Origin of the sequence: Micromonospora sp. C81 (assembly GCF_018070425.1) — a bacterium.
In the GTDB taxonomy this organism is placed as follows: Bacteria; Actinomycetota; Actinomycetes; order Mycobacteriales; family Micromonosporaceae; genus Micromonospora; species Micromonospora zamorensis.
Genome location: NZ_JAGPXS010000001.1, coordinates 1 through 13,241, shown reverse-complemented (window position 1 = coordinate 13,241; position 13,241 = coordinate 1). Strand labels below are relative to the sequence as shown.

At 72.2% G+C, this 13,241-nt stretch carries 12 protein-coding genes; 8 read left to right on the top strand and 4 right to left on the bottom strand.

Annotated elements, in window-relative coordinates; all coding sequences use genetic code 11:
* The first annotated feature begins 38 nt into the window (after nt 1-38).
* Nucleotides 39-920 (top strand): hypothetical protein, encoded by an 882-nt coding sequence (locus KBX46_RS00060; RefSeq protein ID WP_210789416.1) that lies wholly within the window; start codon nt 39-41, stop codon nt 918-920.
* Nucleotides 921-1,214: 294 nt separating this feature from the next.
* Nucleotides 1,215-2,474 carry a hypothetical protein gene (locus tag KBX46_RS00055; protein WP_210789413.1) on the top strand — a complete coding sequence of 420 codons (1,260 nt, stop codon included), beginning with the start codon at nt 1,215-1,217 and terminating at the stop codon, nt 2,472-2,474.
* A gap of 92 nt (nt 2,475-2,566) precedes the next feature.
* Here the strand turns inward: KBX46_RS00055 and KBX46_RS00050 are convergent, their stop codons facing one another.
* Together KBX46_RS00050 and KBX46_RS00045 are read right to left on the bottom strand one after the other, a co-directional pair.
* A complete protein-coding gene (locus tag KBX46_RS00050; protein WP_088948309.1) occupies nt 2,567-2,914 on the bottom strand; it encodes an Lsr2 family protein in 348 nt (115 codons plus the stop codon).
* Nucleotides 2,915-3,059: 145 nt separating this feature from the next.
* Nucleotides 3,060-3,683 carry a response regulator transcription factor gene (locus KBX46_RS00045; RefSeq protein WP_247666772.1) on the bottom strand — a complete coding sequence of 208 codons (624 nt, stop codon included), beginning with the start codon at nt 3,681-3,683 and terminating at the stop codon, nt 3,060-3,062.
* 83 nt (nt 3,684-3,766) lie between these two features.
* Between KBX46_RS00045 and KBX46_RS00040 the strand changes: the two genes are divergently transcribed.
* The 4 genes from KBX46_RS00040 to KBX46_RS00025 all read left to right on the top strand — a co-directional run bounded on the left by KBX46_RS00040 (nt 3,767) and on the right by KBX46_RS00025 (nt 8,461).
* A complete protein-coding gene (locus KBX46_RS00040; RefSeq protein WP_210789407.1) occupies nt 3,767-4,498 on the top strand; it encodes a sensor histidine kinase KdpD in 732 nt (243 codons plus the stop codon).
* Nucleotides 4,499-4,581: 83 nt separating this feature from the next.
* The gene (locus KBX46_RS00035) at nt 4,582-5,451 is read left to right on the top strand and encodes a manganese catalase family protein (RefSeq protein ID WP_210789404.1); all 870 of its coding nucleotides are present in this window, start codon (nt 4,582-4,584) and stop codon (nt 5,449-5,451) included.
* 141 nt (nt 5,452-5,592) lie between these two features.
* Nucleotides 5,593-7,923, top strand: a complete 2,331-nt coding sequence (lon, locus tag KBX46_RS00030; RefSeq protein ID WP_210789401.1) for an endopeptidase La — start codon at nt 5,593-5,595, stop codon at nt 7,921-7,923.
* Between the two features lie 133 nt (nt 7,924-8,056).
* A complete protein-coding gene (locus KBX46_RS00025) occupies nt 8,057-8,461 on the top strand; it encodes a DoxX family protein (RefSeq protein ID WP_088948304.1) in 405 nt (134 codons plus the stop codon).
* A gap of 71 nt (nt 8,462-8,532) precedes the next feature.
* Here KBX46_RS00025 and KBX46_RS00020 read toward each other — a convergent pair whose 3' ends face one another.
* Both KBX46_RS00020 and KBX46_RS00015 read right to left on the bottom strand, forming a co-directional pair.
* Entirely contained in the window at nt 8,533-10,278 is a 1,746-nt protein-coding gene (locus KBX46_RS00020; RefSeq protein ID WP_088948303.1) for a DEAD/DEAH box helicase, read from the bottom strand.
* A gap of 186 nt (nt 10,279-10,464) precedes the next feature.
* Nucleotides 10,465-11,337 (bottom strand): hypothetical protein, encoded by an 873-nt coding sequence (locus KBX46_RS00015; RefSeq protein WP_247666771.1) that lies wholly within the window; start codon nt 11,335-11,337, stop codon nt 10,465-10,467.
* Nucleotides 11,338-11,469: 132 nt separating this feature from the next.
* Here KBX46_RS00015 and KBX46_RS00010 point away from each other — a divergent pair, with 132 nt between their 5' ends.
* A complete protein-coding gene (locus KBX46_RS00010; RefSeq protein ID WP_210789398.1) occupies nt 11,470-12,621 on the top strand; it encodes a histidine kinase in 1,152 nt (383 codons plus the stop codon).
* Nucleotides 12,618-13,223 carry a DNA-binding response regulator gene (locus tag KBX46_RS00005; protein ID WP_210789394.1) on the top strand — a complete coding sequence of 202 codons (606 nt, stop codon included), beginning with the start codon at nt 12,618-12,620 and terminating at the stop codon, nt 13,221-13,223. Before KBX46_RS00010 ends, KBX46_RS00005 begins: the two co-directional genes overlap by 4 nt.
* Nucleotides 13,224-13,241: the final 18 nt, after the last annotated feature.

Sequence of the window (13,241 nt, the reverse complement as noted above, 5' to 3'; positions counted from 1 at the left end):
TCGGCCCGGCTCGACCGACCGGCGGATGGATCAGGCAGATGACGAGCATCGGCAGCGACGACCGCGGCTGGCTGCGGGCGGTGCCCGCCGAGTATGGGCGCGACCCGCTGCTCACCCGCGCCGGCCACCGGGTCTACCCGGGGCGCCGGCTCAGTGACCTGGTCCAGGGCCGCCCGCCCGGTGTCACCGGCAGCCAGTGGAGTTCGGCCAGCCGCGCCAGCTTCGACTTCGTGGTCTACGCGGCCGACACCGGCCGGGCGATCGTCGCCGTGGAGATCGGCCCCGTCGCGCCCGCCGGCTCTGCCGAGCAGCGCGTCGAGCGGCTGAAGGACGCGGTGAGCGCCGCCGTCGGCCTGCCGGTGCTGCGGATCGGGTCGCCGACGTTGCGGGCGGCCGAGCATGGCCGCCGCCTGGTGGAGTACGTGATCGACGCGCGCGCCTACGCCGCGGGAGGCGCCGGCGTGACCGCTGCCGGGGACGACCCGGCCCCGGTGAGTTTCCGGGACATCCTCGGTCGGCTGCCCGACGGCCGTACCGGACCGGTCAACGACCTCGGCGCGCTGACCCGGGCGGCGGCCGTCGAGGCGTACGTGGCCGGGCGGGTGGCCGACCCGATCGTGCGAGGGCTGCACGTGCGCTGGGTGGACGGGCCGGCGCAGGGGTGGAGTTGGGTGCAGGTCCGCCCCGACGCGTGCCTCGTCGAGCGGGTCTCGGTGACCGAGCACCGCTTCTCCTGCGGCATCGACGCGGCCCGGTTGGCCGAGGATCTCGCCACGGTCGCCGTCGGGGAACGGCTGCGGGAGAACGTCGCCTCGGACCTGGTGCCGCGCGCCGAGTTGACCGCGCAGATCGTCGCGCTGAGCGGGCGCCGCCACGAACTGGTGGGCGGGTTCGCCTTCGACCACCTCTGCGCCGACTGATCGGCACCCGTTCCACCTGCTGATTTTCCGCTCCGCGTCGGCTCGATGCCGGGTCGTGGCAATTTCCTGTGCGCCGGTTGAACCTTCCCCGTCGCCCACCCGTACTCCTGCGCGAATGAACAGGATCTCCCATCCGCGTCGTCGGGACCCGGGGGACGGTGTGGAAAGGGCATCGTCGGCCATCGACGCATTACCGGGTAGGTCACGGTGCTCGCCGCCGTGGCGTGCCATCTGACATCCGTCGGTCCGCCGAGGCCAGGAATCCACTACCGGATCGAGAAGGAGAACAATTCGATGCGCAGGTCCACACGGGCGGGCCGGTCATCCGGCAACGCGCGGAGCAAGCGTCTGCTGGCCGTTGTCGGCACGCTCGCGGTCTTCGGCGGAGTCGTCGCCGTGACCCAGATTTCGTCGGCCCAGGACCGGCGGACAAATAAGCCGCGCCCGGCTGCTGGGCAGTGCGTGGAACCGAGCCCGGGCGCGACCGCGCCGACGGGCGGCGGTTCGACCAGCCGCACCTGGCAGAACGGTCGGTGGGTGCGTAATCACTGGGGTGACGGACAGCAGTCGGTCCCCGAGTGTGAGGACGGTAAGGACGGCACGGTGGGCACCGGCACAGCCATTGCCTGCCCGGACGTGGCGGCCAAACTGCCGCAGGTGCCGGACCGGGCGCGGGCCGAGGTGGACCGCAACCTCGCCCAGTTGCAGGCCCAGATCGCCGAGGCGGACCGCCGGTTGGCCGCCGAGGGCAACAAGGGTGAGGCGTTCATCCGTAGCGCGATCCTCCAACCGCTGGCCGGCAAGCGGCGCGCGGTGCTGGACCGGATCACGACGGCCATCGACCGGGTCGGTCCCCGGCCGCAGGGTCTCGCGCAGCTCGCCGAGTGCCAGGTGCAGCCGACCAACAACTCCGGCGGCAACAACGGTGGCGGCACCCCCACCACCAGCCCCACCACCACTCCCGGTGGCAACAACGGCGGGAACAACGGTGGCACGGCCCCCGGCGCCGGGCTCGGCGTGCTGGCCAACGACTGTGACGAGAGCCAGCTCCAGCCGCACAACGGCTTCCAGAACGGCAACCGCTGCGTGAGCACCGAGTTCGGTGAGGTCGGCGCCGCCGCGAACAACCCGTCACTGCTGATCACCCAGTTCCCCCAGCAGGTCGGCCAGAACCAGGCCTTCACCCTGCGGGTCAGCACCCGCAACCTGGTCCGGGACCGCTTCCTCGCCGCCGGTCAGGGTGGTTACTACGTGGAGAGCTCGCTGCTCAACGCCCAGGGCCTGGTCCGGGGCCACTTCCACACCGCATGCCGGATGCTGGACAGCCTGACCGCTCCGCCGGAGCCGCAGGAGGTGCCCGCGTTCTTCGTCGCGACCGAGGACGGCCGCGGTGGCGCCCAGCCTGACGAGGTGACCATCCAGATCCCGGGCCTGCCGGAGTCGGGTACGGCACAGTGCTCCGTCTGGGCCGGCGACGGTTCGCACCGCCTGCCGATGATGGAGCGGGCCAACCAGACGCCCGCGTTCGACTCGGTGCGGATCACCGTCAACTGATTCAGCGTGACCGGCCGCCGCGTCGTTTCGGTGCCCGGACAAACCGATGGGGCCACGCCGTTTCCGGCGTGGCCCCATCGGCAACTCCTGCGTCAGCGGCTCTTGTAAGCCTCGACGACCTCGACCGGGATCCGGCCTCGTTCGGAAATCTTGTAGCCGTTCTTGACGGCCCATTCCCGGATGGCTCGGTTCTGCTCCCGATCCATTCCCGCGCCGGCGGGTCGCCCCGGCCGTCGGACTGTGCGGGCGCTCTCCACCGGGCCACGCCCGATCCGCCGACCCGCATTGATGTACGGGTCCAAAGCCTTGCGCAGGACACCGGCATTCTCGTCCGAGACGTCGATCGTGTAGGCCACGCCGTCGAGACTGAACTCGACCGTCCGGTCTGCCTTCCCACCGTCGAGGTCGTCGGTCAGGACCGTGATTACTTTTCTCGCCATTGCCGATTACTCCCTGTGTGCGGCGGGATGTGTCCAAAGTCTGACCTATCACCCCGGTAATCCGCAACAATATGCGTCCCATTCATTCGGCGCGTCGCGATTCTGTTACCGAGCAAAACCGTGAATCGCGCGCGCTGAAGCGGTCTCATTCGTCGAGGAGGCCGGCGTGCCCGGCGAGGGCGGCTGCCTCCGTCCGGTTGGACACCCGCAACTTGCGCAGCAACGCGGCCGTCATTCGTTTCACCGTCCGCTCCGAGACGTGCAGTTCGTCGGCGATCTCGATGGTGTTGCGGCCGGCGGCGATCGCCCGCAGCAGCCGACGTTCCTCGCCGTCCAGGTCGACCGCCGCGGCGCGGGTCGGCCTCAGCATGGCGTGCAGCAGTTCGGCCGGCAGCACCGCCCACCCCTTGAGGACGGCCAGCAGCGGGGGCAGCAGTTCCTCCGGTTCGCTGGTCTTCGGCAGGAACCCCTCGGCGCCGGCCCGCAGCGCCTCCAGCGCCGGGGCCGGGTCGGCGGATCCGGACATCGCGACCACCCGTACCCGTGGGGTGGTCCGCCGGATCGCGCCCACCGCCCGGATGCCTCCCGGTGGGGGCATGTGCAGGTCGACCAGGGCCAGATCGGGGTGCCACTGGCTGACCAGCGCCGCGGCGGCTGCGGCGTCGCCGGTCGAGGCGACCACCTCGGCGCGGCCGTCGGTGGTGATGGGGAGCAGCAGTTCGAGGCCGCGGACGAAGAGGGGGTGATCGTCCACGACGACAAGTCGCATGGTGGAGGCTCCCGGCATGTCTGCGCCGTTCCCCAGCGGGTACCGATCATGCGGGTACGCACCGAACGAGGGGAGTCGGGTGGATGCGCGCACGCCACGGTCTGCAGGGCCTGCTGCGAGGGTTGCGCCGGATCGAGCCAACTCCAGGCGAGATGCGACCACCGGTGGCGGATTCGGAGTTGCTGCTGCGGGTGTTGTGCCACGAGTTTCGTACGCCGATCAGCACCCTGACCTCGCTGACCCGCGCGCTGGCCGACGAGCAGCGAGAGCTCAGCGGCGCCGACCGGCGGGCGATCAGCGAGTTGGCCCGCGACCAGGCCGTCCACCTGCAGAGCCTGCTGCGCGACGCGACCGCCGGCACCGGCGCGCTGGCGCTGGCTCCACAGCCGGAGCCGGCCGTCCCGCTGGCGGGCATCCTGCGCGAGGCCGCCGCGTTGGTGCCGGCCGGTCGGCGGCGTGCGCGGGCCACCCGGCGGGCGGGCGCCTGCCCGGTGCCGGCCGGACGGACCCGCCAGGTGCTGGTCAACCTGGTGGAGAACGCGCTGCGGCACGGGCCACCGGACGGGCAGGTGGGGCTGTACGCCACAGTGCGTGGGCCTGGCCTGAGCGTCCTGGTCACCGACGAGGGGCGGGTCGACGACGCGTTGCTGTCCGCGTTGCGCCGCCCGGCGCCGGCGGTGGGGATGTCCGGGCTGGGGCTGTGGATCGTGCGGCAACTCCTCGTGCCGGACGGGGGAGCGCTGCGGGTGCACCGACTGCGACCGCGCGGCGTGGCGCTGGAGGTGCTGCTGCCGACGGTTCACCCGCTGCGCTGACCCCACCGGGACATGGGTTGGCCCGGTCGGGTCACCGAGGCGGGAACGGCACTCTCTACCAGTTCCCGTCATGAGGGGGTCAGATGTTCAGCCATGTGAAGGATCTGCAGTTCGAAGCCAAGCCGGACGGCCCGGACGCCGCGTTCGCCCGCCGCCTGCAGGAGGTGCTGGGCGGCAAGTGGGGTGAGATGACCGTCGCCAACCAGTACCTGTTCCAGGGGTGGAACTGCCGGCTGCCCGGCAAGTACAAGGACCTGCTGCTCGACGTCGGCACCGAGGAGATGGGCCACGTCGAGATGATCGTCACGATGATCACCCGGCTGCTGGACAGCGCACCGCTGTCGATGACCGAGGGGATCGCGGAGGATCCGGGGGGCGCGGCGACCTTCGCGGGGTCGAACCCGGCGCACTTCATCCATGGTGGTGGCGGGGCGTTGCCCGCCGACTCCAACGGGGTGCCCTGGAACGGCTCGTTCGTCACCGCCAGCGGCAACCTGCTGGCTGACTTCCAGCTCAACGTCACGGCGGAGGCGCAGGGTCGGCTCCAGGTCGCCCGGTTGTTCAACATGACGGACGACCCGGGCGTCAAGCAGATGCTGCGCTTCCTGTTGGCCCGCGACACGATGCACCAGAACATGTGGCTGGCGGCGATCGAGCAGCTCAAGGAGGACGGCCTGGAGGACATGCCGGTGCCGGAGGCGTTCCCGGACTCCGGCGAGTTCACCGAGGAGTACGGCTACACCTACCTGGGCTTCTCCTCGGGCACCGACTCCTCCGAGGGACGCTGGGCGTCCGGGCCCTCGCCGGATGGCAAGGGCGAGTTCCGGTACGACGACGCCCCGCGGGCGAACGCCCCGGAGCCGGTGCTGCCGCCGGGGGACCCGCGGTTGTACGGCACCAATCCGGGTGTGGCCGGCTCGGTCGTGAACACGGTCAAGAGCAAGCTCACCTGACGTGTCCGGTCGGGTCGCCCGCCGGTTTCGGGCGGCCCGACGGACCGGCCGGAAGAGTGGTCTGGGTCACAGAGCGGAACAAGGGGAACGCTTTGTTACTTGAGCCAGACACGCTCAACTCAACGTGATAGCAGGTGTTCGATGGCAACTCTTCCGGTACTTCCCCTGACCGACGCCGTGCTGCTGCCCGGCATGGTCATCCCGGTGACCCTCGACCCGACCACCCAGGCCGCGATCGACGCCGCCCGGGCCACCGGCGACCGCAAGCTGCTGGCCGTGCCGCGCATCGACGGCGAGTACGGCCCGGTCGGCGTGGTCGCCACCATCGAGAAGGTCGGCCGGCTGCCCGAGGGTGAGCCCGCCGCCGTCATCCGTGGCCTGTCCCGGGCCCGGATCGGCTCCGGCGTGCCCGGCCCCGGCGCCGCACTCTGGGTCGAGGCCTCCGAACTCGACGAACCCGCTCCCGCCGGCCGCGCCCGGGAACTCGCCCGCGAGTACCGCGCCCTGGTGACCTCCGTGCTCCAGCAGCGGGGTGCCTGGCAGGTCATCGACGCGGTGGAGCGGATGACCGACCTGTCCGAGCTCGCCGACTCGGCCGGCTACGCGCCCTGGCTGACCCTGGACCAGAAGACCGAACTGCTCACCGCGCCGGACGTGACCGCCCGGCTGGAGCTGCTGGTCGGCTGGGTGAAGGACTACCTGGCCGAGCAGGAGGTCACCGAGCAGATCAACAGTGACGTCCGCGAGGGGCTGGAGAAGTCCCAGCGGGAGTTCCTGCTGCGCCAGCAGCTCGCCGCGATCCGTAAGGAGCTGGGTGAGGACGAGCCGGACGGCTCAGCCGACTACCGCTCCCGGGTCGAGTCCGCCGAGCTGCCGGAGAAGGTCCGCGAGGCGGCCATGCGCGAGGTTGGCAAGCTGGAGCGGGCCAGCGACGCCTCCCCTGAGGCGGGCTGGATCCGCACCTGGCTGGACACCGTGCTCGAAATGCCGTGGGGCACGCGTACCGAGGACAACACCGACCTGGCCGCGGCCCGGGCGGTGCTCGACGCCGACCACGCCGGCCTGGCCGACGTGAAGGACCGCATCCTGGAGTACCTGGCCGTGCGCAACCGTCGTGCCGAGCGCAACCTCGGCGTGGTCGGCGGTCGCGGCTCCGGCGCGGTGCTCGCCCTCGCCGGCCCTCCCGGGGTCGGCAAGACCAGCCTCGGCGAGTCCGTGGCGCGCGCGCTCGGGCGTAACTTCGTCCGGGTGTCGCTCGGTGGCGTCCGCGACGAGGCGGAGATCCGCGGTCACCGGCGCACCTACGTCGGCGCGCTGCCCGGTCGGATCGTCCGCGCGCTGCGCGAGGCCGGCTCGATGAACCCGGTCGTGCTCCTCGACGAGGTGGACAAGCTGGCCGCCGGCTACGCCGGTGACCCGGCCGCCGCCCTGCTGGAGGTGCTCGACCCGGCGCAGAACCACACCTTCCGGGATCACTACCTGGAGGTCGACCTCGACCTGTCCGACGTGCTGTTCCTGGCCACCGCCAACGTGGTGGAGTCCATCCCCGGCCCGCTGCTGGACCGGATGGAACTGGTCATGCTGGACGGCTACACCGAGGACGAGAAGGTCGCCATCGCCCGTGACCACCTGCTGCCCCGGCAGCGGGAGCGGGCCGGGCTGACCGCCGACGAGGTGGAGATCGCCGACGAGGCGTTGGCGCTGATCGCGGGGGAGTACACCCGGGAGGCCGGTGTCCGGCAGCTCGAACGTGGCCTCGCCAAGATCCTGCGCAAGGTGGCGGTGACGCTGGCGACCGACCCGTCGCCGGTACGCGTCGACACCGACAACCTCACCCGTTACCTGGGGCGACCGAAGTTCACCCCGGAGTCGGCCGAGCGCACCGCCGTGCCCGGCGTGGCAACCGGCCTCGCCGTCACCGGCGCCGGTGGGGACGTGCTCTTCATCGAGGCGACCAGCATGGAGGGCGAGCCGGGGCTGACCCTGACCGGCCAGCTCGGCGACGTGATGAAGGAGTCGGCGCACATCGCCCTGTCGTACCTGCGCTCCAACGGGCGTCGGTTCGGCATCGACCCCAACGTCCTCGCCGGACGCCGGATCCACGTCCACTTCCCGGCGGGCGCGGTGCCCAAGGACGGCCCGAGCGCCGGCATCACCATGGTGACGGCCCTGGCCTCGCTGGTCACCGGCCGCCCGGTCCGCCCCGAGTTCGGGATGACCGGCGAGGTGACACTGTCCGGTCGGGTGCTGCCGATCGGCGGGGTGAAGCAGAAACTGCTCGCCGCGCACCGGGCCGGCCTCACTGAGGTGATCATCCCGGCGCGCAACGAGCCCGACCTGGACGACCTGCCGACCGAGGTGCGCGAGGCGCTGACCGTGCACACCCTGGCCGACGTGGCCGACGTGCTCGCCCTGGCGTTGCGCCCGGCCGACGTCAAGACGCTGGACGGTCCGGCGCTCTTCGCGGCCTGACGCTCCGAACACAAGGACCCCCGCCGTCTGTGAAGACGGCGGGGGTCCTCTGCGTACGCGGGGAGAGGTCTACTGTCTCGCTTGAATCTTCAACTACCTCTTCGCCGCGAGGCGTCCCACTGGAGGAACCCCCGTGAACGTGGTGCTCTGGATCATCCAGATCCTGCTCGCCGTAGTCTTCGCCGGCGCCGGCTTCGCCAAGCTGACCCAGCCCAAGGACAAGCTGCGCGAGATGATGCGGTGGGTGGACCCGGTCCCGCCGACCCAGGTCAAGGCGCTCGGTGCCGTCGAGCTGCTGGCCGCCCTCGGGCTGGTGCTGCCCCCACTCACCGGCATCGCCACAGTGCTCACCCCGCTCGCCGCCACCGGGCTGGTCATCGTCATGATCGGCGGCGTCCTCGTGCACCTGCGCGACAGGAAGAAGCAGGACACGGCGGAGCAACGTCGTACGGAGCTGCAAGGCGCGATCACCTGCGCGGTGCTGCTCGTGCTCGCCGCCGTGGTGGCGTGGGGCCGGTTCGGGCCGTACTCCTTCTGATCCGCAGCGCCGGCGACCGTCGTACCTCGGCGGTCGCCGGCGGCGTGCTCCGGCGGTCGCCGGTGGCGTGCTCAGCGCTCGTCGCCCCCGCGGTCGCGGCGCACTGTGGCCTTACGGCCCTTGATCGTGCTCTGGCGCAAACCGGAGATCACCTCGTCGGCCACCCCCTGCGGCACCTCCACCAGCGAGAACCGGTCGGCGATCTCGATCGAGCCGATGTCCCGACCACGGATCCCCGTTTCCCCGGTGATCGCGCCGACCAGGTCCTGCGGGCGCACCCCGGCGCGCCGGCCCAGGCCGACGAAGACCTGGACGGTGTTGCCGCCGCCGGAGCGCGGCCGGCCCCCGCCCCGCCGGTCGCCGCCCCGGCCGCCGGTCTCCGGTCGACCCTCGCGGGGACCGCGTACCGGGACCTGCGGGATCTCCTCCTCGTCGTCGGAGCCCGGCGACGTCACCTCGTGGGCCAGCTTCACGGCGGCGAGGGCGACCTCCATCAGGTCGAACTCGTCGGTCAGCGTCTCCACGATGACCCGGAACGGGTCGAGGTCGTCCTCGAGCAGGCTCTCCCGCAGCGCCGCCTGGGTCAGCTCCAACCGGCGGGTCCGCATGTCGGCCACTGTGGGGATCTTGTCGATGGTGATCCGCTGGCCGGTCACCCGCTCGATGGTCTTGAGCATCCGGTGCTCACGCGGCTCGGCGAGGGTGATCGCCACGCCCTCGCGGCCGGCCCGACCCACCCGGCCGATCCGGTGCACGTACGACTCCGGGGCGGACGGCACGTCGTAGTTGACGACGTGGGAGAGCTGCTCGATGTCCAGCCCACGGGCCGCCACGTCGGTGGCCACCAGCAGGTCGGCGGTGCCCGCCCGCAGTCGGCCCATCACCCGGTCGCGCTGCTCCTGGCTCATGCCGCCGTGCAGCGCCTCGGAGCGGTAGCCCCGGCCGTTCATCGTCTCGGTCAGCCGGTCGACCTCTTCCCGGCTGCGGCAGAACACGATCGCCGCGGTGGGCGACTCCACGTCCAGCACCCGGCCCAACGCGGCCGGCTTGTGGGCGCGGGTCACGATGTATGCGCTCTGCCGCACCCGCGGCGCCTCGCCCGCGACCGTCGGCTCCCGACCGATCTCGATCCGGACCGGCTCGCGCAGGTGCTGCCGGGCCATCCCGTCGATGCGCGACGGCATGGTGGCCGAGAAGAGCACAGTCTGGCGCTCGGCCGGAGCGTGCTCCAGGATCGCCTCGATGTCCTCGGCGAAGCCCATGTCGAGCATCTCGTCGGCCTCGTCGAGCACCACCGTGGCGAGCCCGCCCAGGCGCAACGTGCCCCGGGCGATGTGGTCGAGGGCCCGCCCGGGGGTGGCCACCACCACGTCGACACCGCTGTCCAGTGCCCGCAGCTGCCGCCCGATCGGCTGCCCACCGTAGATCGGCAGCACCCGGGCGCCCAGGTCCTTGCCGTAGCGGTGGAACGCCTCGGAGACCTGCACCGCCAGCTCACGGGTCGGCACCAACACCAGCGCCACCGGGTCACCGCCCTGGCGGTGCGCCGTCATGAGGTTCAGCAGCGGGAGCGCGAACGCCGCCGTCTTGCCGGTGCCGGTGGCCGCCTGGCCCAGCAGGTCCCGGCCCTCCAGCAGTGGTGGGATCGCCTCCCGCTGGATCGGGGTCGGCTCCTCGTAGCCGAGGGCGGACAGCGCGCCCAGCAGCTCGGGACGCAGCCCGAGCTCGGTGAAGGCGTACACCTCTTCGGCGCCGGCGGGGGCGGCGTCAATCGGTGCGTCGATCGGTGCGTCGTGCTGTGCAGGTGCGGAACTCATGTGCCAAGCCTTTCATTACGCCGTCCAAGCCGCTGCGCCGACCGCCACAAGAGCGCGATCAGCGCCCCGGGACACCCCCACAGGATCGGCGCAGCAACGCTGAAACTGCTGCCTCCGCGACGTCTGAGGCAGCAGTTTCACCGTTCCTGTGCAGATCCTGCCCGTTCGGCCCGGCGGGCGGAGCCGTCAGACGGCGCCGGTCAGGATCGCCAGGATCATGGTGCCCGCCAGTGTCGTGTCGAACACGCCGCACCACTCGGCGTACCCGCGCGGCACCACCCGGCCGGTGCGGTGGTGGGCCAGGTCCCACCCGGCGTGCGCCAGCCAACCGAGCGCCACCAGCCACGCGGCCGTCTGACCCCCCACCGCGACCGCGACCAGCGTCAGCGCGACCCAGACGACCAGGCCGACCAGTTGGGTGGCGAGCACGCCCGGCCCGCGCAGGGTGCGTCGGACCACGCCGATCAGCAGGTACCCGCCGGGCAGCACCAGCATCGTCCACGGGTTGAGCACCCTCGGCTCGACCCACATGTCCACCGTCACCAGCAGCGCCAGCCCAGTCGGCCAGCGGTGGGCCAGCGCCACCATGGTCGGGTGCCGGCGTACCGACACCGGCGTCTCGTGCCGATGGCGCACCGCCACCAGCACCATCGCCGGCACCATCAGCAGGTGACCGCCGAGCATCAGGGCGTCGCCATCGAGCCGGCCGGCCCAGAACGGTACGAGCACCAACAGGAACGGCACGTACATCGCCGCGGCCATCTCGACGACCCCACGCCAGTGGTGCGCCCGGTAGCGCATCCACACCGTCATTCCGACCGTCATGTTCGTGGCCATCACCAGCGCGGCGACGTCCGGCCGGTCCAGCGTCCCGGTGATCCCGAGCGGGGCGCCGGCCGCGTCCCACAGGGGCCCGAGCAGCAGCATCCCGACGACCATCGCCAGCGCCATCTCGGCGAGATGCCACCACAGCCGCCGCGTGCCGGTGCCGGGCGCTGCCGGCATCGGCGCAGGCGACGGTACGACCATGCTGTCCGCGTACACCCGTGTGTTTTCCATGCCGTTGACACTGCCGGTGTCCCGGCGCGGTGGGCAGGCTCGTCCGTCACCGGAAACCCGTGCGGATCGCACGGTCCAACCGTGACATCTCGCACGGGTGGACCGGGCGCCGGGCGGTCCTAGGATCGGTGCGTGGCGAGCGAGGCGGTGACCCCCCGGGCGGACCGCCGGCTGCACCGGGCCCGGCGGGCGACGCTGCTGTCGCTGGCCACCGGCGTGTGGGCGACTGTCCTGCTGCCCACGGCCGGCCTGACCCGGGAGCCGTCCCCCGGCCGCGTCGCGCTCGGCGCGGTCGGGATCCTCCTCTTCGCGGCCAGCCAGACCGCTGTGCTGTACGCGGCGGTGACCCCCTGGCTCGCGCAACGGTGGCGACGTCGCGCCCAGCTCGGCCTGGTCGTCGTGGCGGCGCTGACCGTGCCGTTGGTGGCCCCGGTCGCGGCCGGGACCTGGCCGACCTGGGCGTGGATCGGGGCCTCCCTGGTCGGGATGGCCCCCTTGCTGGTCCGCCTCCCGGGCGCGCTGGCGGTCACCGCCGGCGCGCTGCTCGTGTCGGCGGCGGTGGCCTGGTGGACCGGCGGGTCCGTGGGGCGGTCCCTGGCCGTGACCGGTGGCATCGGGGTGGGCGTGGCAGCGGTCAACTGGTTCCAGGTCTGGTTCTGGGACCTGCTGGTGGAGGCTCGGCAGGGTCAGGCCGCCCAGGCCCGGCTGGCCGCCGCCGAGGAACGGCTGCGCTTCGCCCGTGACGTGCACGACCTGCTGGGGCACAGCCTCACCGTGATCGCGCTGAAGGCCGAACTCGCCGCGCGGCTCGCACCGGTCGACCCGGAGCGGGCCGGGCGGGAGGCCGCCGAGGTGCAACGGTTGGCCGCGTCCGCGCTCACCGAGGTCCGCGAGAGCGTGCACGGCTACCGGGCCGTCGACCTCGGCGAGCAACTGACCGCGGTGGCAGACGTGCTGCGCTCCTGCGGGGTGCGCTGCACGGTGCCGCCACACGTCGACCTGCCTCAGCCGGCCGCCACCGAACTGGCGGCGGTGCTGCGCGAGGCGGGCACCAACGTGCTGCGGCACAGCCGGGCCGAGTGGTGCCGGATCCACATCGACCGGGACGAGAACGGGGCCAGGATGACCATCGCCAACGACGGGGCCGACGACAGCGGCCCGGACGAGCACAGCCACGGCCTGCGCGGCCTGGCCGACCGGCTGGCCGCGGTCGGGGGAGAGCTGCGGGTCCGCCGGGAGGACAGGGTGTTCACCCTGGAGGCGACAGTGCCGGTGCCGTCGTGATCCGTGTCCTGCTCGCCGACGACGAGGACCTGATCCGGGTCGCGGTCGCCGCGCTGCTCGGCCTCGAACCGGACATCGACGTGGTGGCCCAGGCCGCCGACGGACCCACGGCGGTCACCGCGACGCTCGCGCACCACCCGGACGTGGCGGTGGTGGACCTGGAGATGCCCGGCCTGGACGGCATTGCGGTGGCCGCCGAGCTGGCTCGCGTCCGTCCTGAGTGCGCGGTGGTCGTGCTGACCGGGCACGGCCGCCCGGGGCACCTGCGTCATGCACTGACCGCCGGCGCGCGCGGTTTCGTGCCCAAGGGCTCGCCCGGTGGCGCGCTCGCCGACGTGATCCGCCGGGTGCACGCCGGCGGACGGTACGTCGACCCGTCGCTCGCCGCCGACGCGTTGACCCTGCCGGCGTGCCCGCTGACGCCGCGGGAGCTGGAGACGCTACGGCTGGCGGAGGTCGGCGCGCCGGTCGCGGTGATCGCCCGCCGGGTGCACCTGTCCACCGGCACCGTCCGCAACCACCTCTCCGCCGCCGTACAGAAACTAGGCGCGACCGACCGCGCCGAAGCCGTCCGCACCGCCCGAAACAACGGCTGGCTCTAACGGAGCCCACCCCCCACC

Bases quoted from the DNA above. Each gene is read 5' to 3' on its own strand.
- KBX46_RS00060 (WP_210789416.1), top strand. From the start codon at position 39: ATGACGAGCATCGGCAGCGACGACCGCGGCTGGCTGCGGGCGGTGCCC.
- KBX46_RS00055 (WP_210789413.1), top strand. From the start codon at position 1,215: ATGCGCAGGTCCACACGGGCGGGCCGGTCATCCGGCAACGCGCGGAGC.
- KBX46_RS00050 (WP_088948309.1), bottom strand. From the start codon at position 2,914: ATGGCGAGAAAAGTAATCACGGTCCTGACCGACGACCTCGACGGTGGG.
- KBX46_RS00045 (WP_247666772.1), bottom strand. From the start codon at position 3,683: ATGCGACTTGTCGTCGTGGACGATCACCCCCTCTTCGTCCGCGGCCTC.
- KBX46_RS00040 (WP_210789407.1), top strand. From the start codon at position 3,767: ATGCGCGCACGCCACGGTCTGCAGGGCCTGCTGCGAGGGTTGCGCCGG.
- KBX46_RS00035 (WP_210789404.1), top strand. From the start codon at position 4,582: ATGTTCAGCCATGTGAAGGATCTGCAGTTCGAAGCCAAGCCGGACGGC.
- lon (WP_210789401.1), top strand. From the start codon at position 5,593: ATGGCAACTCTTCCGGTACTTCCCCTGACCGACGCCGTGCTGCTGCCC.
- KBX46_RS00020 (WP_088948303.1), bottom strand. From the start codon at position 10,278: ATGAGTTCCGCACCTGCACAGCACGACGCACCGATCGACGCACCGATT.
- KBX46_RS00015 (WP_247666771.1), bottom strand. From the start codon at position 11,337: ATGGAAAACACACGGGTGTACGCGGACAGCATGGTCGTACCGTCGCCT.